This is a genomic window from Thermoflexus sp., assembly GCF_040289485.1.
Classification (GTDB): Bacteria; Chloroflexota; Anaerolineae; order Thermoflexales; family Thermoflexaceae; genus Thermoflexus.
This window is the reverse complement of sequence record NZ_PSLG01000035.1, coordinates 1-22,374: the sequence shown is the minus strand read 5'-3', so window position 1 is coordinate 22,374 and position 22,374 is coordinate 1. Positions and strand designations below refer to the sequence as shown.

Annotated in this window: 20 protein-coding genes; 13 read left to right on the top strand and 7 right to left on the bottom strand. The window is 67.7% G+C overall.

Annotated features, from left to right (window positions below; all coding sequences use genetic code 11):
* Positions 1-423 precede the first annotated feature (423 nt).
* The 7 genes from C4313_RS07400 to C4313_RS07370 all read right to left on the bottom strand — a co-directional run bounded on the left by C4313_RS07400 (position 424) and on the right by C4313_RS07370 (position 8,438).
* Entirely contained in the window at positions 424-1,200 is a 777-nt protein-coding gene (locus C4313_RS07400; protein WP_352429232.1) for an ABC transporter permease, read from the bottom strand.
* Positions 1,201-1,247: 47 nt separating this feature from the next.
* Complete coding sequence (gene modA, locus C4313_RS07395) at positions 1,248-2,036, bottom strand: molybdate ABC transporter substrate-binding protein (protein ID WP_352429231.1); 789 nt, start codon at positions 2,034-2,036, stop codon at positions 1,248-1,250.
* Between the two features lie 27 nt (positions 2,037-2,063).
* Positions 2,064-3,203: an XRE family transcriptional regulator gene (locus C4313_RS07390; protein ID WP_352429230.1), complete on the bottom strand. Its 1,140-nt coding sequence runs from the start codon at positions 3,201-3,203 to the stop codon at positions 2,064-2,066.
* Between the two features lie 129 nt (positions 3,204-3,332).
* Entirely contained in the window at positions 3,333-4,637 is a 1,305-nt protein-coding gene (locus C4313_RS07385; RefSeq protein ID WP_352429229.1) for an MGH1-like glycoside hydrolase domain-containing protein, read from the bottom strand.
* A 34-nt stretch (positions 4,638-4,671) separates the two neighbouring features.
* On the bottom strand, positions 4,672-6,414 hold the full coding sequence (locus C4313_RS07380; protein WP_352429228.1) for an ATP-dependent DNA ligase: 1,743 nt from the start codon (positions 6,412-6,414) through the stop codon (positions 4,672-4,674).
* A gap of 212 nt (positions 6,415-6,626) precedes the next feature.
* Positions 6,627-7,841, bottom strand: coding sequence for a PQQ-dependent sugar dehydrogenase (locus C4313_RS07375; RefSeq protein WP_352429227.1), 1,215 nt, complete (start codon positions 7,839-7,841; stop codon positions 6,627-6,629).
* A 99-nt stretch (positions 7,842-7,940) separates the two neighbouring features.
* Positions 7,941-8,438, bottom strand: a complete 498-nt coding sequence (locus C4313_RS07370; protein ID WP_352429226.1) for a ferritin — start codon at positions 8,436-8,438, stop codon at positions 7,941-7,943.
* Between the two features lie 199 nt (positions 8,439-8,637).
* Here C4313_RS07370 and C4313_RS07365 point away from each other — a divergent pair, with 199 nt between their 5' ends.
* The 13 genes from C4313_RS07365 (at position 8,638) to C4313_RS07305 (ending at position 22,247) form a co-directional block, all read left to right on the top strand.
* On the top strand, positions 8,638-9,213 hold the full coding sequence (locus tag C4313_RS07365) for a sigma-70 family RNA polymerase sigma factor (RefSeq protein ID WP_352429225.1): 576 nt from the start codon (positions 8,638-8,640) through the stop codon (positions 9,211-9,213).
* Positions 9,204-10,010 (top strand): hypothetical protein, encoded by an 807-nt coding sequence (locus C4313_RS07360; RefSeq protein WP_352429224.1) that lies wholly within the window; start codon positions 9,204-9,206, stop codon positions 10,008-10,010. The genes C4313_RS07365 and C4313_RS07360 overlap by 10 nt, the downstream gene beginning before the upstream one ends.
* Positions 10,011-10,087: 77 nt before the next feature.
* On the top strand, positions 10,088-11,593 hold the full coding sequence (locus C4313_RS07355; RefSeq protein ID WP_352429223.1) for an oligosaccharide flippase family protein: 1,506 nt from the start codon (positions 10,088-10,090) through the stop codon (positions 11,591-11,593).
* 51 nt (positions 11,594-11,644) lie between these two features.
* Positions 11,645-12,715 (top strand): CgeB family protein, encoded by a 1,071-nt coding sequence (locus C4313_RS07350; protein ID WP_352429222.1) that lies wholly within the window; start codon positions 11,645-11,647, stop codon positions 12,713-12,715.
* A 47-nt stretch (positions 12,716-12,762) separates the two neighbouring features.
* On the top strand, positions 12,763-13,620 hold the full coding sequence (locus C4313_RS07345; protein WP_352429221.1) for a class I SAM-dependent methyltransferase: 858 nt from the start codon (positions 12,763-12,765) through the stop codon (positions 13,618-13,620).
* Positions 13,605-14,723: a glycosyltransferase gene (locus C4313_RS07340; protein WP_352429220.1), complete on the top strand. Its 1,119-nt coding sequence runs from the start codon at positions 13,605-13,607 to the stop codon at positions 14,721-14,723. The genes C4313_RS07345 and C4313_RS07340 overlap by 16 nt, the downstream gene beginning before the upstream one ends.
* Before the next feature lie 169 nt (positions 14,724-14,892).
* Positions 14,893-15,705 (top strand): DeoR/GlpR family DNA-binding transcription regulator, encoded by an 813-nt coding sequence (locus tag C4313_RS07335; protein WP_352429219.1) that lies wholly within the window; start codon positions 14,893-14,895, stop codon positions 15,703-15,705.
* Between the two features lie 37 nt (positions 15,706-15,742).
* The gene (locus C4313_RS07330; protein ID WP_352429218.1) at positions 15,743-16,558 is read left to right on the top strand and encodes a BtpA/SgcQ family protein; all 816 of its coding nucleotides are present in this window, start codon (positions 15,743-15,745) and stop codon (positions 16,556-16,558) included.
* A 338-nt stretch (positions 16,559-16,896) separates the two neighbouring features.
* Positions 16,897-18,186, top strand: a complete 1,290-nt coding sequence (locus C4313_RS07325) for an ABC transporter substrate-binding protein (RefSeq protein WP_352429217.1) — start codon at positions 16,897-16,899, stop codon at positions 18,184-18,186.
* Positions 18,187-18,199: 13 nt separating this feature from the next.
* Positions 18,200-19,069 carry a carbohydrate ABC transporter permease gene (locus tag C4313_RS07320; protein WP_352429216.1) on the top strand — a complete coding sequence of 290 codons (870 nt, stop codon included), beginning with the start codon at positions 18,200-18,202 and terminating at the stop codon, positions 19,067-19,069.
* Positions 19,066-19,941 (top strand): carbohydrate ABC transporter permease, encoded by an 876-nt coding sequence (locus tag C4313_RS07315; RefSeq protein ID WP_352429215.1) that lies wholly within the window; start codon positions 19,066-19,068, stop codon positions 19,939-19,941. The genes C4313_RS07320 and C4313_RS07315 overlap by 4 nt, the downstream gene beginning before the upstream one ends.
* Positions 19,942-19,958: 17 nt before the next feature.
* On the top strand, positions 19,959-21,467 hold the full coding sequence (locus tag C4313_RS07310) for an FGGY-family carbohydrate kinase (protein WP_352429214.1): 1,509 nt from the start codon (positions 19,959-19,961) through the stop codon (positions 21,465-21,467).
* A gap of 3 nt (positions 21,468-21,470) precedes the next feature.
* Positions 21,471-22,247, top strand: a complete 777-nt coding sequence (locus C4313_RS07305; protein WP_352429213.1) for an SDR family NAD(P)-dependent oxidoreductase — start codon at positions 21,471-21,473, stop codon at positions 22,245-22,247.
* Positions 22,248-22,374: the final 127 nt, after the last annotated feature.

Below are 22,374 nucleotides of genomic sequence, written 5' to 3'. Positions count from 1 at the left end.
GCTGGCCGACTTTGCCCTTCTTCACGGCATTGACATCGCCCAAAAGCCGGGCGAGGATGTAGAGGATGCCGCGGAGGCGCATGCTTGCCACCTCCTGGCAGCGTTGCTGCTCTCAGTCCTGGTATACTATTATAGGCAGGATCGGCGGGCGGGCACGGGTTCCGGAGACCCGATCCGCAGCGATCGGGAGGAGGTGGGAAACCGCCGGTGCGTCTCCCTTTTCGTGGAAGCCATCCGTTTCTTGGCAGCCATCCCGCCTCCGCCGGGCGATCCGAACGTTGGCCCCATGATAGGCGGGTCCAGACCCCTGATCAACCCCACGGAGAGGATCCCGCCAACGGCGGGGACTGGCGTCACCTCAGGCAAGGTCCGCCTGGTGACCCCCGGCCTCTATGACGGGGAGGGAGATGCCAGCCTCATCCTTCATTGAAGGAAGGCGCCCTCCTGCTCCGCCAGCAGCCCCCGCAGGCCGACGAGCACGGCCGCGGAGAAGAAGGCCAGGAGGACCGTCAGGGCCAGGGCCGCCCTCAGATCGCTCTCCATGGCGGTCAGGATTGCCAGAGGCATCGTCTGGGTGCGGCCGGGGAGGTTCCCGGCGAACAGGTAGGTGGCCCCGAACTCCCCGATCGCCCGCGCCCAGCACAGCACCAGGCCGGAGAACAGGCCGGGGAAGGCCAGGGGGAGGGTCACGTGCCACAGGACCCCCCATGGGGAGGCGCCGTCCACCGCGGCGGCCTCCTCCAGTTCCCGGGAGACCGTCAGGAAACCCAGGCGGGCGCCTCGGATGTAAAACGGGGCGGCGATGAACAGTTGGGCCATCACCACCCCCTGGGGCGTGAAGGACAGGGTGACCCCCACCGCCTCCAGGGCCGGCCCCAGCAGCCCCCGGCGACCGAAGGTCAGCAGCAGGATCACCCCCCCGGCCACCGGGGGGATCACGATCGGCAGTTCCACCAGCGTCTCCACCAGCGCCTTCCCCGGGAACGTCCGCCGCGCCAGCAGGTAGGCCAAGGGGGTCCCCAGCAACGCCGCCAGCCCGGTTGTGGCCAGGCTGGTCCCCATGGTCAGGGCCATGGCCTGGCGCACCAGCGGGGCCTTCAGCGCCGAGCCGGAGAGACCCTCCGCCGCGCGGAACACCAGGACGAGCATGGGGAGGCCAAAGAACAGCAGGGCCGGCAGCCCCAGCCCATACAACAGCATCGATCGCGGCCATCCCCTTCGCATCGCCCCTTCCCGGAAACAGGCCGTCACGGAGGGCCGAAGCCCCATCGCTGCAGGATCCCCTGGCCCTCGGGAGAGCGCACGAGGGCCATGAAGGCCCGGGCGGCCGTCGGGTGGCGTGCCCCCTTCAGGAGGGCGATCGGATAGCGGGCGACCACGTTGAAGGCCTCGGGGATCTCCACGACCCGGACTTTCTCCCGATCGGCCGGGCCGACGTCCGTGCGATAAACGAAGGCGGCGTCGGCCTCGCCCAGGGCGACGCGGGCGAAGGCGGCCTTTACGTTCGCCTCTTCGGAGACCACGTTCCGCAGCACCCGCTCGGCGAAATCGGGGCCGTAGGCGGGATCCTGGCTGGCCCGCTGGAGGATCGTGCGGGCGTAAGCACCGATGGGAACCTCCGGGCCTGGCAGGGCGATCCGGACCCCCGGCCGGGCCAGGTCGGCCAGTTGGGAGATCCGGGCCGGGTTGTCCGCCGGCACGATCAGGACAGGCCGGTTGGTGGCGAAGATGTAGGGCCCTTCGGCGACCAGGCCTGCGCGCACGATCTCCTCCATGTTTTTCTCATCGGCCGAGGCGAACAGGTCGGCCTGCGCGCCCTGCATCAGCTGGGTCCGCAGGGCCGAGGAGGCTCCCAGGTTCAAGCGGACCCGGACCCCGGGATGCTGGGCCTCGAAGCGCTGGGCCAGTTCCTGGAAGGGCTCCCGCAGCGAGGCGGCGGCGAAGACCCACACTTCTACCGGCCCGGCGGCCGGCGACCTCAAGGGAGAGAGGCAGCCGGCCATCAGCCACAGCGACACCCAGATACCACGGCGCATCCTATCCTCCTCCTCCGGAAGAGCGCCCTACGGCCCTGGGAGCCGGGCCACCAGGGTTCCCGTCGGGCGCGTGTCGTAGCCGCCGATGGCCTCCAGGTCGCGCCGGAAAGCCCCGTCGGCCATTACCTCCAGCAACGCCCGCACCGTCGGGGATCCGAGGAAGTCCAGCGGGATCACCAGATCGTAACGGACCTCGGCGAGGGGCAGGAAGGCCAGGCCGAAGGCCCGGGCAGCGGGGAGCGCCCCCGGGCCCGTGTCGGCCAGCCCATGCGCCACCGCCGCCGCCACCCCCAGATGATCGCGCACGATCCGGCGATAGCCCTCCAGCCCCGAGGGCTGGATCCCCTCCTCTCGCAAACGGCGGGCGAGGATCCACCGGCTGCCCGCCCCCGGCTCCCGGTTGACCAGGCGGAGCCCGCGGCGGGCGAGATCCGACAGCCGGCGGATCCGCCGGGGGTTGCCCGGGGGAAGGATCAAGCCCTCTTCCCAACGGGCGAAGGTGATCACCGCCACCGGACGCCCGCCCAGTTCCCGGCGGGCAGCGTCGAGGTTGTCCTGTCCCCTCCGGGGGTCCCAGAGGTGGGTGCCAGCGATGTGGAGTTCCCCACGGGCGAGGGCGCGCAGCGCCGCGCGGCTGTTCATCGGGATCCAGAGCAGCCGGGAGGCCGGGCGCGCCCGAGCGAAGTGCGCGGCCAGCAGCGGGAAGGCGGGATTGCATCCCCCAAGGACCACCGTCTCCTCCAGGATCTCCGGCCGGATCGTCAGGGCCACCGGGACCGGGCCGGGGCGCTTTCCCCCTTGCCGGAAGCCGTCGGCGGGGATCTGGAAGGCCAGGCCGCCGGAGAGGGGCCACGCCAGCACCCGCCCGCCGACCCGGGCCAGCCCCACCCGGGCGGGCGCCGTCCGCGCCTCCCCGGCGCCGGACGGCCACTCCGCCTCCAAGATCGCAGGGGGCCAGGAGAAGAGGTCCTCCACCCGGCAGCCCAGGGCGCGGGCCAGCCGGAGGGCCACCGTGACGTTGGGGAGGTAGCGGCCGGCCTCGATGGCGCTGAGGGCCTGGCGGGAGAGGCCCGCCCGACGGGCCAGCTCCCCCTGGCTCCAGCCCCGCTCCTGGCGGAGTTGTGCCACCCGATTCTCCAAACCGTCCGTCACCACCCGCCGTCCCATTGGGCACCCCCGGGCCCCCGCCCGCCGAGAGGGTGGTTCCATTCTATCGGATAAACGTCTATATGTCAATAATCCTTTACAAACACCGGGGGCCAGGACGGCGACGGCCCTTTCCCAGGGGATGGCCTTCTAGGCCTCGGCCAGCAGATCCCAGGCCAGGGTGAGGGCGGCGGACCAGGTGAAGTCGGCGATGCCCAGGCCCTCGCCGGTCCGCGGGTCGTAGTATTCCCAGAAGCCCGCCTGCTCCACCAGGGCCATGGTGTGGTCGCGGATGGCCTCCGCCTCCGCGAGGAATCCGTAGCGCCGCAGGCCGTGGGCGATGAGGGCGTTGAGGTTGATCCAGATCGGTCCTCGCCAGTAGCGCCGCGGCTCCCATCCGGGCTCCGCCTGGCTGACCGTTGGGACCAGGTAGCGCGTCCCGCGGCCGGGCCAGAAAGCCTCCGGGTTCCGGAGATATCGGGCCACCATCGCCTGGGCCTGTTCCGGGGTTGCCACCCCCGCGCAGAGGGCCACGAACCCCCCTGCCGCGATCACCGGGATCCGCCCGCCGGCGACCCCGTCCCAGTCCAGGAAGAACGCCCGCTCGGGATCCCACAGCCACCGTTGGAAAGCGGCCTGGCCTCTCCCCAGCCAATCCTCGATCTCCTCGCTGGGCTCCCCGAGGGCCCGCGCCAGGGCCCGCAGGGCTTCCTCCGAGCGGTGGCGTAGGGCGTTGAACAGCACGTCGTAAACGCGGAAGGGGGAGGTGCGCGCGCCGCTTTCCCCATACCGGTGGGACCGCAGATGGAGGATCAAGGCCACGAAGCGATCGTAGTCTGCCGGGCGGGGCCGCTGCTCCGGCGGCACCCAGCGGATGTCCCCGCGCGAATAGGGGGGCAGGCCATCGGTAGGGACCCGGGAGAGCGGGAGATCCCACAGGGGACTGTTGTCCATCCCGGATTCCCACGGATGCACGATGAGGCTGAGTTGAAGGCCGTCCGGGTTCCGGGCGGTGTGCAGCCAGCGGTGGTAAGCCAAGAGGGCGGGGAAGACCGCGCGGGCGAAGGCGGCCGCCCGCCGGCGATCGGGGTCCCGGCGGAACAGGATCTCGGTCACCCAGGCCAGGACCGGCGGCTGGGTGATGCCCGAGGTGGGGAGGTCCGGCGGGGCTTCTGGGACCTCCTGGGAGCGCCAGACGTCGGCCCCGGGGAAATAGGCGCTGGGCCACCCGTAGAAGACCACATGGGGCACCATGCCGTTGCGCCACTGGCCGCGAAGGGTCGCCCGGATCTCCCGGTAGGCGCGGTCGAAGTCGCCGACGGCCGCCCATCCCAGGGCAGCGAACCCTGCGTCCCACAGCCACAAATGCGGGTATTGGCGCGGCGAAGGGACGGTGAAGTCCCCCCGATCGTTCCGCCGCAGGACCTCGTGGGCAGCCCGTTCGATGTCCCTCACGCCCTGGGTCCTCCCGGCCAGGGATCCCGCGGGCTCAGCCGGCCAACTGTACCCGCCTTTGCATCTGGAACATCGAGAGGATCTCCTCGACGGTCGTGGCGTCCTCGGGCCCCTTGTCCTCCCGGATCCAGCCCATCACCCGGGGGAACCGGAGGGCGTAGCCGGGCTCGTCCCCCACCTTGCCGCAGGTGTGGACGGGGGAGCGGGTGATCTCATCGGCCAGGACCGTCAGGACATAGCGGGGCTCCGTCCACACGTCCGGCTCGATCAGCGAATCCACCCGGGCGGGTCGGTGCTCCACCCGGATCTGGTCCAGAAGGCTCCGGATACGCACCCACTCTTCCTCGCTGAGGCCGCTGCCGATCTTGGCCACCGTCTTGAAGGTGTCCGAGGCGCGGTCGTAGACGGCCCCCAGCAGGGCCCCGATGCCGAACTTCGCCCGCATGCCCCGGCCCCGGAAGTAGCCCACCACCACCACGTCGATGGTGTCGCTCAGCTCCCCTTTGTAGGAGCGCTTGAGTTTGATCCAATGGAACCCCCGGGCCCCGGCCTGGTAGGGCGCGTCCAGCCGCTTGGCCACGATCCCCTCCATGCCCCGCTCGACCGCCTCGTCGAAGAAGCGCTGGATCTCCCGCGGGTCGTCAGTGATCCGCCGCTCCACCAGCCGGATGCGGCCGTCCGGACGGATCAGCCGCTCCAGGGCCTCGAAACGGTGGACGTAGGGCTCCGGGGTGTAATCGTGGCCGTCGGCGTAGAGGAGATCGAAGGTGAAGAGGACCAGCGGATACTCCCGCATCATCTCCTCGACGCCGTGCTTGCGCTTGCGCTGGACGGTGACCTGGAAGGGGTAGATCTCGCCGGTCTCCTCGTTGACAGCCACCGCCTCCCCCTCCAGGATGACCTCCTCGGCGGCGATCTGTTGGCGGACCGCCTCGATGATCTCGGGGAACATGGGGGTGGTGCGCTCCAGGTTGCGGGAGAAGATCTCCACCCGGTCGCCGGCCTTGTGGACCTGACAGCGGAACCCGTCCAGTTTGACCTCGACGGCGCAGCGGCCCAGTTTCTGGACGATCTCCTCAGCGCTGGGCAGCCGCTCGGCCAGGGCCGGGCGGATCGGGTTGCCCACCCGGATGCGGAAGGCCCGGATGCCCTCGAGGCCCTGCTCCAAGAGGGTGCGGGCCACCAGGCCGAGGTCCGAGCACAGGTTATACGCCCGCTCCAGCTCCGGGCGCAGGCTCCGATCGCCGGCCACGGTCTTGGAGAGGGCGTCCAGGAGGGTGGGGTCACCGATCCCCAGCCGCAGCCGGCCCAGGACGAAGCGGGCGATGTAGCGGGCCTCCTTGGGGGCACATCGCTGGAGGAGGTCCGCCAGCATCTGGACCTTGCGCTCGACGCTGCCCTCGCCGGTCGTCTCGGCGATGCGCAGCAGCGCCTCATAGACCTCAGACACGCTCAGCCCGGCGGGGCGGGCGCCCTTCTTCTGAAGCAGTTCCTCCACCACTAGACCCGGGTCCCCGCGCTCTTTGTTCAGGCGGGACACCCGCGCCTCGTCGACGTCCGCCGCCCGGGCGATGGCCCGCAGGATCAGTTTCTCCGCCATCCCGATCTCCACGCCGCGGAACGGCGGGAGCAACTGCTCCTGACAGAAATAGACCACCCGATCGATCTCCGCCGGGTCGCAGGCTCGGAAGAGATCGCTCAGGATGTCCAGCATCTCCAGCCGCTTGGTGGTGGCCTCCAACCGCTCGAAGAACTCCACCAGCTGGGCGAACTGCATGGCCGACCCCCTCGACTCAGGGTTGACCGGGAACGCGTCCCGTTCCCATTTTAGTGGAAGGGTCTCCGGGCGGTTGCTTCCAGGGGGCAGGGCCCGATGGCCGGCCCTTCCCGCTGTCCTATGGGGTCCCCCGACGAGGCCACCAGGGCCTGGGAGCCCTCGGCGGGCTGTCGTCAGCGCCCGGAGCCACCGGGGATCCCGGCAGGATCCCCTCAGGGCCCTGGCACGATCCGGAGGATCCGGTCGTCCTCCGGCCCCGGTCGACCCCGGCCGTCCCGGTTGCTGGTGGTGAAATACAGGAAGCCGTCGGGCCCCATGTGGACCTCGCGGATGCGCCCGAACTGGCCCTGGAACAGGGCCTCGTGAAAGACGACGCGGGACCCATCGGGGCTGAGGACCACGTGGTGCAGGTGTTGCCCGCGCAAGGCGCCGAAGAAGAGATGGCCGGCCCACGGCGCGAGGGCCGTCCCGGTCACGAAGGCCATGCCGGCCGGCGCCCAGGTCTCCTGGCCGCTGTGCAGGATCGGATCCACGAAGCGGGGATCGCCCGGGGCGTCGGTGACCACCGGCCAGCCGTAGTTGGCCCCCGGTCGGATGAGGTTGAGTTCGTCGAGGCAGCACAGGCCCATCTCGCCGGTCGGCCCGTGCTCGGTGCTGTAGAGCCGGCCGGTCTGGGGGTGCCACGCCAGTCCCTGGGGGTTGCGGTGTCCGTAAGAGAACACGTAGGAGCCAGGGAAGGGGTTGTCGGCGGGCACGGACCCATCCGGGTTCAGGCGGAGGATCTTGCCGGCCAGGCTGTCCAGGCGCTGGGCCAGGGCCCGCTGCGTCGCATCGCCGGTGGTGGCGTAGAGTTTGCCGTCAGGACCGAAGGCCAGGCGCCCGCCGTCGTGGATGCTGGCGCCGGGGATGGCGTCGACCAGGACCACCTCCGCTCCGGCGGTGTTCCCCCGCACGGTCAGCCGCGAGATCCGGTTGCGCAGCTCCCCGCCCGCCCGGTAGGTATACATCACATAAAGGTAACCGTTGTGGGCGAACTGGGGATCCAGGGCCAGGCCCATCAGCCCCCCCTCGCCGACGGCCGCCACCGGGAGGACGGCGACCGGCTCCGGTCGGAGCCGTCCGTTTTCGATGACCCGGATGCGCCCAGGCCGTTCCGTGACGAAGATCCGGCCGTCGGGGGCGAAGGCGAGGGCCCAGGGCACCTCCAGCCCCGTGGCCACAACCTCCACCCGGGGGACGAAGGCTCCGACAGGTGTCCCCGGTGGGGTCGGGGTCTCTGCGGGCGGCAGGCCGGGGGTTGGGGAGGCGGTCGGCGCAGGGGCCGTCGGCGTCGCCCGGGGCGATGCCGGGGGCGAGGGGACGGGCGTTCGGCCGCCGCAGGCGGCCAGCAGGAGCATCCCCAGGATCGCGCAGGCCCATCGGCGCATTGGACACCTCCTTGGGGTCTACGAAGCCCACCGCTCCGGGATTGGAAAGGCGCCCCATGAACCCATGCGAAGAGGTAAAGGGCGGGGGAACGTCCGGGCTCACTCGGACTTCCGCCGGGCCAGTTCGCGGTCCATGAGGACCAGCCCGGTGCCGTCCTCGCCGATGCGCTGCAGCTGGGCGAGGATCTGCTCGACGCTCCGCTCTTCCTCGATCTGTTCCTCCAGGAACCATTGGAGCAGGGGCAGGCTGGAGGGCTCGTTCTCGCGGACCGCCAGTTCGTAGAGCCCGCGGATCCGCCCGGTGATCCACCGCTCGTGGGCCAGGGCCTGCTCGAAGGCTGCTCGGGGGGAAGCGAAATCCGCGGGGGGCTGCGCCAGGGCCTGCAACACCACCCGCTCGCCCCGATCGCAGAGGTGATCGAAAAACTTCATGGCGTGGCTCAGTTCCTCCCGAGCCTGGACCCGCATCCAGCGGGCGAAGCCTGGGAGGTTCAGGGCCTCGAAGTAGGCGGCCATCGAGAGGTAAAGATAGGCCGAATCCAGTTCGTGGCGGATCTGCTCGTTGAGCGCGTCACGGAGGGCAGGGCTCATCGCCATGGGAGGCCTCCTGGATAGGGAGATGGACAGGCGCGCGTCCGCTTGCCTTCCCAGGCTACTGGGACAGGTCGGTTCTGTCAATCCTCCGGGTCGCCGAGCTGGAGGCTCGGGGACAAAATAGGATCGTGGGGTCTGCTCCTGCGTAACCGAGATGGGGGCGCCCCGTTAAACTCCGCAGATGGACACGGAACACCCGTGGGTGGGACGAGAGGAGGCGCATGGCCTGTCGGGGGCCGATGAGGCGGCGATCCTCCGGCGGGCGCAAACGGGCGACCCGGAGGCGGTGGGGTGGCTCTACGACCGTTATTACCCGTCGATCTACCGCTATTTCCGGATCCGGGTGGCGGATCAAGGGACCGCGGAGGATCTGGCTGCCGAGGTGTTCGTGCGGATGGTGGCGCATCTGCCCCGCTACCGCGCCCAAGGCCGTCCGTTCCTTGCCTGGCTCTACACCATCGCCCGCCATCTGCTGACGGACCACTACCGGGCGCAGCCCCGCGCCCCCGGGGCGCTGCCGGAGGATCCAGAGCGGGGGCCCGGGGTGGAGGCCTTCATCGACCATCTGGAGGAACAGGCACGGCATGAATGCCTTTGGGCCGCGTTGCGCCGGCTGACGACAGAACAGCAGGAGGTGATCTTGCACCGGTTCTTCGAAGGGCGTTCGGTGGAGGAGACCGCGGCCCTGATGGGGAAGACACCCAACGCCGTCAAGGCCCTCCAGCACCGGGCCCTGGCGGCCTTGCGCCGGTGGATGGAGCGGTTGGGATGCGAATGAAGCGCGAGCCCTCTTTCGAGGAAGCCCTGGAGCAGTGCCTGGAGGCCCTGCGGAGGGGCGCGGGCGATCCGGAGGCGCTGGCCGCTCGCTACCCGGCTTACGCCGACCGCCTCCGGCCTTTGCTGGAGACGGCGTCGCGTTTGCGGACGGTCGATCTCCCCCCGCCGCGCCCAGAGGCTGTCCGCCGGGGCCGCGCCCGGGTGGTGGCGGCGGCCCGGCATCGGGGGGTGCCGGCGACCTCCCGCGCGATGGGGGGACGGCGGGGCTGGGTCTCCGCCTTGCTGACGGTCGGGCTGTTGCTCGCCCTGCTCTTCGGCGGGGGCGCCCTGTGGGTGCGGGCGGCGGAGGCCAGCCTCCCCGGGGATCCGCTTTACGGCGTCAAGTTGTTGGCGGAATCCGCCGAACTGGCCTGGGCGGAACGGTGGGGGGATCCGACGCCGGTGCTGATGCGCCAGATCGAGCGTCGCTCCCTCGAACTGGAGGCCTTGCAGCGCCAGGGTCGAGGGGCGCATCCCGCCGCCCTCGATCGTTCTGCGCTGCTGTTGATCCGCCTGGCCCGGCTGGCGGAGCGGCATCCCGAACACCCGCTCTTGCGGGAGCGGGCGTTGGCGGCGGTTGCCCGACATCGGGCGATCCTGGAGGCCCTAGCCGAGCAGGCGCCTCCGGCTGCCCGCCCGGCCCTGCAGCGGGCCCTGGAGCGGGCCCATCGGGCCCAGGAGATCCTCTCGAAGTTGCCCCGGCGGTCCCCGCCGGGGCCCTCTCCGGAGCGCCCTCGACCCCTCCGGCCCGGACGATGAAGGCCCTCGCGGTTGACAACCCGCCGTTTCCCGGCATGCTATCCGATCGGGAAGCCGACCCGTGACCGGGAGCGTCAATGCCCCCCCAGGGTCCATCCGCCCCTTCGGAGGAGGTCCTGCTGGCCCGCCGGGCGGTGCGCGGCGGGCTGTGGGTGGCGTTGAGCGCCTACTGGACCATCGTCTTCGGCTTCGGGGCCGGCATCCTGCTCACCCGCCTGCTGAGCCCGGAGGCCTTCGGGGCTTTCGCCCTGGGGATGTTCTTCGCCCAGTTGCTGCGCCTGGAGATCAAGGTGGGGGTCCGCCAGGCCTTCGGGCAGCATCCGGCGCTTTCCCCCGAGGCCCTCGGCACCTTCTGGCTGCTGGATCTCGCCCTGATCCTGGGCGGGCTGCTCTTGACGTTCCTCGCGGCTCCCATCCTGGTTTCCCTGGGTTACGCGGTGGAGGTGGTGCAGGTGGCCCTGGTTTTGGCGCTGGCCGCCGCCCTGGAGAGCCTGGGGAGCATCGCCGGGACGATGCTGGATCGGGAGTTGCGTTTCGGGCCGATCAGCCTGTGGCAGGCGGTGGTTTTCCCCCTCTCTTACGGGCCGGCCTTCTGGTTGGCCCTCCACGGCGGCGGCGTCTGGAGCCTGGTGGCCCAGAACCTGGTCTACAGCGCCCTGTTGGCGCTGGGGGCGTGGGCGATCGCGCGCTGGCAGTTGCCAGACCTGTGGGGACGGCCCTGGCGGTTCGATCAGGCCCTGGCCCGACGGTTCCTGGGATTTGGGCTGACCGTGGGGGCGGCGGCCCTGGCGGCGATGTTGCTCTCCCAATTGGACAATTTCCTGATCGGGACGTTGGTGGGGGTGACGGCGCTAGGGTTCTACGATCGGGCGTATCGGATCGCCCAGTGGCCGAGCACCCTGCTCAACACCATGCTCGCACGGCCGGCCTTCTATACTTACGCCCGGGTGCAAGGCGATGGGGAGCGGCTGCGGCGGGCGGCAGAGGCGGTGCTGTGGGGGATCTTGATCCTCGCCTGGCCCATCGCGCTGTTCACCTTCCTGGCCGCGCCGGACCTCATCCGATGGCTCTACGGCGAACGGTGGCTGCCGGCGGCGCCGTTGCTGCGGGCGTTGGCCCTGGTGTCGGCGATGCGGCCGGTTTGGGACAACGCGGCTGTGCTGTTCACGGCCATCGGCCGACCGGCGCGTGGTTTGTTCCTGACGGGAGTTCAGGTCCTGGTGCTGGGGGCGGCGGGACTGCCGATGACGGCCCTCTGGGGGCCGATCGGGACGTGCGGGGCGGTGGGGCTGGCCTTTCTGGTAGGCCTGGTGGGGGCCTATCGGATCCTGCGCCGGGAGATCGGCCTGCGGTTCGACCGGGCGTGGGGGGTTCCGCTTCTGGCGGCGCTCTTCACCCTCGCCGGCGGACTGGCGGGGTCCCGGGCTGCATTTGTGGAAGCTCTTCCCCCGCTGATCCGGGTCGGGCTCCTGGGGCTATGGGTGGCGGGGGCCTATGGGGGGGTTCATGCGGTCTTGCTGCCCCGCCCGCTGCCGCGATCGGCGGGTGCGCTGTGGCGCTGGCTGCGCAGCTCCGGAGGTTAATGGGCGGGGTCTGCCCCTTTGGCACCCGGGGCGTCGTCCTCGGGAGGGATGATGCACATCGCCATCGGTTACCGCTGGTTCCCCACGGCGGCCGGCTACCATCTGGAGCGGGCGTTGCGGGCGCTGGGGCACACGGTGACCTATGTGGGGCTGCCGGCCGGGCCCCGCCCGGGCTACGACCAGACGGTCCCTGTGCCCGAGATCGTGGCCGCGCTCCCTCAGCCGCCGGACCTCTATCTCTGGATCGATCCGGCGGGCCGCTATTTCCCGCCGGGGATTGAGGATTTGCCCATCCCCACGGCCTGCTATTTGATCGATGTCCATCTGGGGCGATGGCGGGAGGCGGCCGCACGCTTCTTCGACGCCGTCTTCATCGCCCAGAAGGACCATCTGGACCGTTTCCGGCGGGCTGTGGGGCACGACCAGGTCTACTGGCTGCCCCTGGCGGCCGCGCTCGACGTCCATCGGGACCACGGCCTGCCTCGCATCTACGAGGTGGGCTTTGTGGGCAACATCGCCCGGGCCCACCGGCGCACGCCCCGGGCGCGCCGCCTGAAACAGATCGCGGCGCGCTTCCACACCAACGACTTCTATCGTCCTTACACCCCGGAGGAGGTCGGGCGTGTCTACAGCCAATCGCGGATCGTCTTCAACTGTAGCATCGCGGGGGATGTGACCATGCGCATCTTCGAAGGGGCGGCATGCGGGGCCTTGGTGCTGACCGACGCGGTGGCCAACGGGCTGGAGGAACTGTTCGAGATCGGCAAAGAGATTGTGGTCTATCGGGACGACGCGGACCTTATGGAAAAGATCGCTTATTATTTGCGCCATGATGCGGAGCGCGAGGCCATCGCCCGGGCTGGCCAACGGCGGGTCCTGGCCGAGCACACCTACCTCCATCGAGCCGCTCGGCTGATCGCCGCGGCGACCGATGCCGCCTTCCGTCGGGCGGCACCGATGCGCCAGGCGGGTCCGGCGGCGCGGCGTGCCGCCCGGCGCTCCGTTTACATCCATCTGCACATGGTGGAGGCCTTGCTCGACGAGGCGGCGGCTGCGGGCTGGAATCCCCTCCGACGGATGTGGGCGGTGCTGCCGGCGCTGCTTCGGAGGTTGTTGCTGTGAAGGGAAACGCTTCCTGCCCGATTTGTGAAGCCCCCGAGGGGCGTCTGGTGATCGCTCGCGGCGGCTATCGATACGTGCGCTGCGGGGTCTGCGGGGCAGTCTACGTCTCCCCGATGCCGACGGCGGCTGAGATCGCGGCGATCTACGAGGATCCGGCGTATTTCGCGGGGGATGAGGACCTGGGCTATCGGGACTACGCGGCGATGCATCGGGCGCTGGCCCCTCACTTCCGGAGGCGGTTGCGGGCCCTGGACGCCCAACGGCCGGGGCGGGGCTGGCTGCTGGACGTGGGGTGTGCCGATGGCTACTTTCTGGAACTGGCGCGGGCGGATGGCTGGGCCGTCGCTGGAGTGGAGCCCTCCCCGGCGATGGCTGCGGCCGTGGCCCGACGGCTGGGGGTCCCGGTGGCCCGATCCCTGGACGAGCTTCCAGCCCTCCTCTTCGACGCCATCACCATGTGGGAGGTGTTGGAGCACCTCCCGGATCCTGTGGCGGCCATGCGGGGGCTTTGGGAGCGGCTGCGGCCAGGAGGCGTGCTGATGCTCTCGACCCCCAACGCTGGCCACTGGCAGGCCGTGCGGTCGCCGGAGCGGTGGCGGGGCTACCGTCCCCCCGCGCACCTGGTCCTTTTTACGGCCGAGGCCTTGCGGTTGGCCCTCCAGCGCGCCGGCTTTGCCCCTTGTTGGATCCGGAAGGTGGGGTTCCTGCCGCCCCTGCCGAAGGCCCTTCAGCGCCTGACCGCGCCGCTGGAACGGCGCCTGGCGGACGGGAGCGCCCGTCCGTGGATCTTGGCCCGGGGCCTCTGGTGGGCAGCCCGCCAGATCGGCGGGGTCTGGTGGCGGGCAGGAGGTTCCTCGGAAGATGTCTTCGCCACCCTGGAGGCGTTGGCATGCCGCCCGGCGTGATCCGCGTGCTGCACATCGCCCGCTATCGTTCGCCGTCGATGGAGAGGAAGGTGGAACAGTTGGCGGCGCAGCCCGACCTGGCCCTCGGGGCGGTCCGGCCAGCTTGCTGGCGGGATCTCTACGGGGCGGCGGTGGTACAGCCCCAGATCCCAGGCGTCCGGGTGTGGACGGTGCCCATGGTCGGGCGCCCCGACGATCCCCATCGGGCCCTTTACGGGACCCTGACCTTCGCCATGCGGGCGGTGCAGCCCCATCTGATCCATGCGGAGGAGGAGCCCGACAGCCTGGCGGCCCTACAGATCGTCCTGGCCCGCCGTCTGTTCGCCCCGCGGGCGCGGCTCGTTCTGCACACTTGGCAGAACGTTGACCGCCCGAAAGGGTGGCATGTCCGCCAGGTGCTCCGCTGGACGCTGGGCGGCGCCGATGCCATCCTTTGCGCCAACCGGGAGGCCGTCTCCGTGCTGCGGGCGCTGGGCTACGCCGGGCGGACGGCGGTGATCCCCCCCATCGGCGTGGACACCCGGATCTTCCGGCCGATGGCGGCCTCACGGTCGGGGGAGGCCTTTGTTGTGGCTTATGCGGGCCGTTTCGTGCCGGAGAAAGGGTTGGATCTGCTGCTCGCCGCGGTCGCCCGGCTGGAGGCGCGGGCGCAACTCTGGTTGATGGGGGCGGGCCCTGAGCGGCCGCGGCTGGAGGCCTTGGCGGCCCGGCTGGGGATCGCGGATCGGGTGCGCTGGCTGCCGCCGGCCGCGCCGGAGGCCCTCCCGGCGTTCCTGGCCCAGGTGGATGTGGTGGTGCTCCCCTCCCGGAGCACCCCGGTCTGGAAGGAGCAGTTCGGGCGGATCCTGGTGGAGGCGATGGCCTGCCGGGTGCCGGTGATCGGCGCGGCCTCCGGGGCCATCCCGGAGGTGGTGGGGGAGGCCGGCTGGCTTTTCCCGGAGGGGGACGTGGCGGCCCTGGCGGAAGCCTTGCGCCGGCTGATGGCGGATGCGGCCTTGCGTCAGGAACTGGCCGAGCGGGGCTACGCGCGGGCGTTGGCCCTCTATACCCAGGAGCGGGTGGCCGAACAGACGGCCGCCTTCTACCGGGAGGTCCTCTCATAGGTCCTGCGGCGCAATCGGCGGCAGGACGCCGCCGGCTCCTGTTGCTCCCTCTCGATGATGGATGCACCGATGAGCTCACGGGGGATAGGTGTGGCCCCACGGCTGCACGATTTTGATCGAAATTTGACATTGCAATCAAAATCGATTATATAATGATTAGGAGGTGTGCATGCGGGCAGCGCGGCAGGAGCGAATCCTGCAGATCCTGAGCGAGCGCTCCTTTATAACGGTGGAGGAGCTGGCCCAGCTGACTGGCGCATCGCTGCCGACGATCCGGCGAGATCTGCAGGCTTTGGCCGAGGAGGGGCTGATCGTGCGCACCCGTGGGGGGGCCTCCCTGGGCACGCCGGGGGTTGGTCATGAGATCCCTTATCTCACACGGGCGCGGGTGCGCCTGCCAGAGAAACGAGCCATTGCCCGAGCGGCCCTGGACTTGGTCCGGGAGGGGGAGGTCCTGGCTTTAGACGTGGGTTCCACGACCATTGAGCTGGCCCGCCTGCTGCGTCTGCGTCGCAATCTCACCGTGTTCACGGCCTCTCTTCACATCGCCCAGTTGCTGGCTAACAGTGAGGTGTCCGTTTTCCTGCTCGGCGGCCAGTTGCGCAAGAAGGAGCTCTCCGTCGTCGGTCCCCTGGCGCTGCGAATGGCGGCTCAGTTTTATTACGATCGTTTCTTTATGGGGGTAGCCGGTCTGGATCCGGAGGCGGGGTGTACTGATTTCAGCCTCGACGATGTGGAAGTGAAAAAGGTCTTCTTAGAGCGTTCGCGGGAGGTGATCGTACTGGCCGACCACAGCAAACTGGGTCACATCTCCTTTACCGCCATTTGCCCGGTGCAGCGGGTGCATCGAGTGATCACAGATGCAGGGGCGGATCCGATCCTGGTGGCACGGTTGCGGGAGTTGGGAGTGGACGTACACGTGGTGCCGGTGACGGAGGATCGGGAGGCCGACCGGCGGGCGGCCCCGGCGCGGCGCTCCTGAGCGATCACACACAAATCCGAGTGGAGAGAACACGGGGATGTCTTGGCTTCACGAGGTCTTTGGGGTCTCCAAGCCAGTGATTGGGATGATCCATCTGCCAGCCCTCCCGGGCTCCCCGCTCTACGATACGGCGCGGGGGATGAAAGGGATCCTCGAGTGGGCGCGACGGGATTTGCACGCCTTGCAGGAGGGCGGAGTAGATGGAGTGATGTTCTGCAACGAGAACGATCGGCCCTATATTCTGCGGGTGGATGCGGCGACCGTGGCGGCGATGGCGGTGGTGGTCGGGGCCCTGCGCTCAGAGATCCAGGTGCCGTTCGGGATCGACATTCTGTGGGATCCAGTGGCGGCCATCGCGGTCGCCCACGCTACGGGGGCGCAGTTCGTGCGGGAGGTGTTCACGGGGGCTTATGCCAGCGATATGGGATTGTGGAGCCCTTCGGCGGGGGAGGCCCTTCGATATCGACGGGCCATCGGTGCTGATGCAGTGCGGGTGTTCTTTAACATCAACGCGGAATTCGCAGCCCCTTTGGGCTCGCGCTCCCTGGCGGAGATCGCCCGTTCGGTGGTTTTCTCCAGCCTGCCAGATGTTCTCTGTGTCTCCGGGTCGTTGACCGGCGTCCCGGTGCGGATAGAGGATCTGCAAGCAGTAAAGGAGGCAGTGGGCACAATCCCCGTCTTTATCAACACAGGGGCACGGCACGACAACATCGCCGACCTGCTGCCCTGGGCCGACGGGGTGATCGTGGGTTCCAGCTTGAAGGTGGATGGCATCACCTGGAACCCAGTGGATCCGGGGCGGGTGCGTGCCTTTATGGACATTGTCCGCCGGGTGCGGGAGACGGGGGGATAGGGAGGGGGGCTCGGTGGTCGCTGTTCAAGATTTTAACCTGGGGGAACCTGTGGCGGTGGATGCGCCGCGTGCTGATCCCGGGCATGCTGTCGGGCATCCTCACGGGGGCCCTCTTGGTCTTTGTCATCAGCTTGAGGGAGTTCAGGGTGATCTCCATGGTGGCCGGGCTCACAGCCTAGGTGCTCTCCATGCGCCTGTTCCAACAGATCCGTCTCGGCGGTGTGTGTTGATGTCCTGGCTGGGGAGCCGCCTGGGTTGGCTTTGAGCGTAAGGAAGAACCAAGGCTGGGCCTCGAGGCACAGCGTATGGATTTCTCATCCCTGGACAGGAGGTGCGCCATGCAACGTTGGGCTCATGGACCGATATTGTTCCTTCTGCTGGCCGGGCTCCTGGCAGGATGCCGTCCGACCGTCCCCACCACCCTGACGGTCATTATGGAGCAGGTCCCCGATACTGATGTGATCCGCAAGTTGCTGCCCGACTTTGAGAGGGAGAACCCTGGGATCAAAGTGATCATCGACGCCATGCCCTACGATGCGATGCGGGATAAGATCCTTGCTTCCTTCATGGCCCCCAAAGCCACTTATGATGTCATCATTGTGGACAACCCGTGGATGGACGAGTTTGTGGCCGGCAATTTCCTGGAACCCCTGGACGAGCGAATACAGACCATCCCGGACTATGATTTCCAGGATTTCGTCGGCCCAGTGCGGGAGATCGGGGTGGTGGGGGGCAAGGTCTACGGCATTCCCTTCTACAATTATGCCCTGGGCCTGATCGTGCGGCAGGACCTGTTCGACGATCCAGCCTACAAGGAGGCCTACCAGCGCAAGTTCGGGAAACCCTTGGCGCCCCCGACCACCCTGGAGGATTATGTCCGGATCGCCAAGTTCTTCAAAGAGCAGAGCGGTGGCAAGATCTACGGAGCGGCCATGCAGCCCCAGCGGGGCTACAAGGTGTTCGAGGAATGGAAGAACTGGCTCTACGCTGCTGGCGGCAACCTGATGGACGATCAGGGGAACGTGATCTTGGATCGCCTCGAGGCTGTTCGCGCCTTGGAGCTTTATATCGAAATGTATCGGACGGCGGCGCCTCCCAACTCGCTAAACTGGGGATTCGATGAGGCGCTGCGGAGCATGGCCGCTGGCGAGGCAGCCACCATGTTGAGTTACAATTGGATGCTCCCCACGCTAAACAACCCCCAGGGGCCGGCCGGCCCGCTGGCCGGGAAGTTTGCCCTCTATGAGGTCCCCGGCGGCAAGGCGGTGTTGGGGGCATGGCACTGGGCAATCCCCCGGAACGCGCCCAACAAGGATGCTTCGTGGCGGTTCATCTCTTGGGTGTCCTCCAAACGCGTTGAGAAGCAGCGGGTCATCCTGGGTGGCGCTCCAGTGCGGGTCAGCGCTATGCGGGATCCGGAGGTCTGGGAGAAGGGATTCGGCCGCGCCTACTACGAGACCGTCCTCCGCATTCTGGGGGACGCCGAACCCTTGGTCCGCGGCCCCAAGGCCGAGGAAATCATCCAGGTGGTGGGCACCGAACTGAACGCTGCCGTGGCCGGCGAGAAGACGCCGGAGCAGGCTCTGCGGGATGCCGCGGCGCAGGTCCGCAAGATCCTGGGGAAGTGAATGGTAGCACAGGATGAGCCGTCAGGATCGCGCCCTCGGGCGGCGCATGGTCATCCCTCTGTTGGGGGTACTCCTGCTGGTGCAAGGCTACCCTCTGGCCTTTGCCGCGTGGATCTCTTTTCATGATTACCGCCTCACAGCCCTGCACGAGATCCAATGGGTTGGCCTCGCCCAGTATAGGGGCCTCCTAGACAATCCTTCCTATTGGACGGCTGTGCGCAACACGCTGATCTTCGTAAGCGGGGCGGTGGGGCTGGAGCTAGCCTTGGGCTTTCTGTTGGCCTATGCCCTATACCGGCCGGTAGCAATTCAGAACGCCTTTCGGGCCATACTGCTCACTCCCATGTTCGTGACGCCGATCGCGGTGGGGTTGATGTTTCGGTTTCTGCTGAACAGCCAACTGGGAATCGTCCCCACCGCTCTGCGGGCCCTACACGTGGAGATCGACTGGTTCGGCCCGGACCTCGCGCTGTTCTCTCTGATCCTCATCGATGCGTGGCAATGGACGCCTATGATGATCCTGTTCCTGTTGGCGGGGCTGGAGGCCCTGCCGACGGAGCCCTTCGAGGCGGCGCGGGTGGATGGGGCATCGGAGCTCCAGATCCTACGGCACCTGACTATCCCGATGCTGCGCCCGGTGATCCTGGCGGCGGTGCTCATTCGCATGCTGGATGCCTTCCGCGTTTTCGAGTACATTTACGCCATCACCCGAGGCGGGCCTGGTGAGCGCACGGAGACCATCCTCTTTCACATCTACCGTGTCGGTTTCCTTTACTTTAGGCTTGGGGAAGCCGCCGCCATGGCCATCGTCCTCGGGGCGATCATCTTCATACTCATCGTCCTACTCTTCTACATCTTGCGGCGTCAGGAGGCTCCGGCATGATTGGCGTGTCTCGGCCGCTGGCGCGGATGTTGATGATCCCAAGGAAAGGGTTGGCCGCTCAACGAGTGCTGAGCCGGGGCCTCCATTTTGGGTTGCTCTTGGTTGCCGCAGCCGGCGTGCTGTTCCCGTTCCTGTGGATCTTTTTAGCTTCTCTCAAGCCGCCGGCAGAGCTGGCCCGCCCCGCCCTCCTCGGCTTCTGGCCCACAGGGGCCAACTGGGCGGAGGTTTGGCTATCTTCACCCTTCCCCAGGTATTTTTTGAACAGCGTGGTGGTGGGGACAGTGACAGTGATCTTCGCCCTCTGGGTGGGGGCTCCGGCGGCTTACGCTTTCTCCCGTTTCCGGACCGGTGGCACGGCCCTGCGCTTTCTCATCCTGGCTGCACAGATGATGCCGCCTGCCCTATTCATCATCCCATTCTTCTTGATGGCTTATTACACTGGGCTGCTGGACACCATCTGGGCGGTGGCGGTGGCCCATCTGACCTTCATCGCCCCCCTGGTGACATGGTTTCTGATCAGCTTTTTCGAGGACATCCCTCGGGATCTGGAGGAGCAAGCGATGGTGGATGGCTGCACTCGTTGGCAGGCGTTCCGACACATCGTCCTACCGGCAGCCCGGCCCGGCTTGAGCGCGGCCGGTCTCTTCGCCTTCGTTATGTCGTGGAACGAGATGTTCTATGCGCTTATGCTGGCTGGGGGACACTCTAAAACCTTGCCGGTTGCTATCGCCGGCTACTGGACCTTTCGAGGAGTGGAGTTGGGTAAGATGTCTGTCGCAATTATCGCCGCCGTGGTACCGATGCTCATCTTGTCTTTCTTTGTCCAGCGCTTCCTGGTTCGCGGCCTGGGCGGCGGGGCGATCAAAGGCTGAGCTCATGGAGGTGGGAGATGACCCGTTGGGCGATGGGCTTGGATATCGGGACCACAGGGGTGAAGGGGATCCTGATCGGGTCGGGTGGCGAGCAGACGGCCGAGGTCATAGCTCTCCACGATCTTCGCTCGCCGCATCCGGGGTGGTCGGAGGAAGACCCTCAGGACTGGTGGGCCGGCGTGGTGGCGGTATGCCGCCAGCTGCTGGCGGGCCGGGATCCGCGGGACGTGGCCGTGGTGGGCTGCAGCGGCATGGTCCCTGCGCTGGTGCTGTTGGACGATGAGGGGCATGTGCTGCGACCGGCTATTCTGCAAAATGATGCCCGTGCGGTAGAGGAGATCGTTCTCTTGCGGGAGGCCCTTGATCAGGAACAGCTCTTCCTCCGGACCGGCGGATATACCAACCAGCAGCACGTCGGGCCCCGGCTGATGTGGGTTCAGCGTCATGAGCCACAGATCTGGCATCGAACCCGCCGCGTGCTGGGATCCTACGACTACATCGCCCATCGCCTCACCGGCGCCTGGTCTCTGGAGATCAACTGGGCGGTGGAGAGCGGTCTCTTCAATATCCATACCCGAGAATGGGAGGAGGACCTGCTGGAGGTCAGCGGGCTCTCGGTCGATCTGTTTCCCCCTGTCCGGTTCCCCACCGAGGTGATCGGCGAGGTCTCCCGGGAGGCCGCCGAGGCGACCGGCCTGGCTCCGGGAACGCCGGTGGTGGCTGGAAGCGCCGATCATGTGGCCTCGGCCCTGGCGGCCGGCCTTCGAGATGCCGGCGATCTGCTCATCAAGTTCGGCGGGGCCGGGGATATCCTCTATTGCCTGGATCGCCTAGAGATCCATCCCCAACTGTATATTGATTACCACGATATCCCTGGCCGCTATCTATTAAACGGGTGCATGGCTGCTTCCGGCTCTCTGGTGAAGTGGTTTGTCACCGAGGTCCTAGGGTGGGAGGCAGGCGGTGCCACCTATCGTCGTTTGGATGAAGAGGCAACTGATGTCCCCCCCGCTTCGGACGGATTGATCGTGTTGCCCTATTTCCTAGGGGAGAAGACACCGATCTTCGATCCAGAGGCCCGAGGGGTCTTCTTTGGCCTTACACTCAGCCATGGCCGCGGTCACCTGTTCCGAGCTATCCTCGAGGCGGTCATCTACGGCTTCCGCCACCATCTGGAGATCCTGCGAGAGCGCGGCTATCCCATCACCCGGGTGCGGGCCGCCGACGGAGGGGTGCGCAGCGACCTCTGGCGGCAGATCGCGGCCGATGTGTTGGGGATCCCCATCCAGTCCTATCCCGTGCATCCCGGCTCCGCCCTGGGGGTGGCTTTTGTGGCGGGCATGGGCATAGGGCTCTTTCGCGATTGGAGTGAAGTCGAGGCCTTCGCCGGTCCGGTCTTGATCAACGAACCGAATCCCAATGCGCATGCGCGCTACACGGAGGCTTATGCCGTCTACCGCACGCTATATGAGAATCTTAAGCCGCTCTTCCCGCGGTTGGGGAGGATCACCGCATTTTGGAGGTGAACCATGGGACGCTTGGATGGACAGGTAGCCGTTGTGACCGGAGCCGGGACGGGGATCGGGGCCGCCATCGCTCGCACCTTGGCCCGAGAGGGTGCCTTCGTCGCGGTCACGGATATCAATGAGGATTGGGCTCGCAGGGTCGCCGAGGAGATCCGCCAGGCCGGTGGAACAGCGGAGGCGTGGCGGTTGGACGTCACCAAGAAAGCCGAGAATGTCGCCGTGATGGACGCTGTCGTCGCCAAGTGGGGGAGCCTGGATATCGTGTGCGCCAACGCTGGGGTCTCCACGATGAACTGGGTCGAGGACCTCGCGGAGGAGGAGTGGGATTACAATTTCAACGTTAATGCGAAAGGGGTGTTCCTGACGTGCCAGGCGTCCTTACCGCATATGATCCGAAAGGGCGGCCGCATCATCATCACTGCCTCGATGGCTGGCCATCGGGCCGTCCCCCTTCTGGCGCACTACGCCGCGTCCAAGTGGGCGGTGATCGGCTTCGGGTTAAGCCTTGCTGTTGAGGTAGGCAAGTATAACATCAAAGTGAACATAGTCTGCCCGGGCTTCGTCCGAACCTCGATGCAGGAGCGCGAGATCGTCTGGGAAGGGCAACTCCGCGGCATGGATCCTGAGGCTGTGCGGGCGGAGTATGTGAGCAAGACGCCGCTAGGGCGCATTGAGGAGCCACAGGACGTTGCCAACGTGGTGTTGCTCCTCTGCCTGCCCGAGGCCGATTTCATAACGGGGGCGGTGATTGATGTGACCGGTGGGGCGCATTTAACTTGAGGACGGCAGTGAGCGAAACTGCCGCGCTGCATGGAATGGTCTGCGCGCCCACATAGTGATGGGCGCGCAGACCATCCTTTGGGATCGTGAGGCCTCTCGGATGCCAGAGTATCGTTTTTTGCTGGAG

Excerpts from the sequence above, each read along its gene's own strand:
- C4313_RS07400 (WP_352429232.1), bottom strand. The coding sequence starts at position 1,200 with ATGCTGTTGTATGGGCTGGGGCTGCCGGCCCTGCTGTTCTTTGGCCTC.
- modA (WP_352429231.1), bottom strand. The coding sequence starts at position 2,036 with ATGCGCCGTGGTATCTGGGTGTCGCTGTGGCTGATGGCCGGCTGCCTC.
- C4313_RS07390 (WP_352429230.1), bottom strand. The coding sequence starts at position 3,203 with ATGGGACGGCGGGTGGTGACGGACGGTTTGGAGAATCGGGTGGCACAA.
- C4313_RS07380 (WP_352429228.1), bottom strand. The coding sequence starts at position 6,414 with ATGCAGTTCGCCCAGCTGGTGGAGTTCTTCGAGCGGTTGGAGGCCACC.
- C4313_RS07375 (WP_352429227.1), bottom strand. The coding sequence starts at position 7,841 with ATGCGCCGATGGGCCTGCGCGATCCTGGGGATGCTCCTGCTGGCCGCC.
- C4313_RS07370 (WP_352429226.1), bottom strand. The coding sequence starts at position 8,438 with ATGGCGATGAGCCCTGCCCTCCGTGACGCGCTCAACGAGCAGATCCGC.
- C4313_RS07360 (WP_352429224.1), top strand. The coding sequence starts at position 9,204 with ATGCGAATGAAGCGCGAGCCCTCTTTCGAGGAAGCCCTGGAGCAGTGC.
- C4313_RS07355 (WP_352429223.1), top strand. The coding sequence starts at position 10,088 with ATGCCCCCCCAGGGTCCATCCGCCCCTTCGGAGGAGGTCCTGCTGGCC.
- C4313_RS07350 (WP_352429222.1), top strand. The coding sequence starts at position 11,645 with ATGCACATCGCCATCGGTTACCGCTGGTTCCCCACGGCGGCCGGCTAC.
- C4313_RS07340 (WP_352429220.1), top strand. The coding sequence starts at position 13,605 with ATGCCGCCCGGCGTGATCCGCGTGCTGCACATCGCCCGCTATCGTTCG.
- C4313_RS07335 (WP_352429219.1), top strand. The coding sequence starts at position 14,893 with ATGCGGGCAGCGCGGCAGGAGCGAATCCTGCAGATCCTGAGCGAGCGC.
- C4313_RS07330 (WP_352429218.1), top strand. The coding sequence starts at position 15,743 with ATGTCTTGGCTTCACGAGGTCTTTGGGGTCTCCAAGCCAGTGATTGGG.
- C4313_RS07325 (WP_352429217.1), top strand. The coding sequence starts at position 16,897 with ATGCAACGTTGGGCTCATGGACCGATATTGTTCCTTCTGCTGGCCGGG.
- C4313_RS07320 (WP_352429216.1), top strand. The coding sequence starts at position 18,200 with ATGAGCCGTCAGGATCGCGCCCTCGGGCGGCGCATGGTCATCCCTCTG.
- C4313_RS07315 (WP_352429215.1), top strand. The coding sequence starts at position 19,066 with ATGATTGGCGTGTCTCGGCCGCTGGCGCGGATGTTGATGATCCCAAGG.
- C4313_RS07310 (WP_352429214.1), top strand. The coding sequence starts at position 19,959 with ATGACCCGTTGGGCGATGGGCTTGGATATCGGGACCACAGGGGTGAAG.
- C4313_RS07305 (WP_352429213.1), top strand. The coding sequence starts at position 21,471 with ATGGGACGCTTGGATGGACAGGTAGCCGTTGTGACCGGAGCCGGGACG.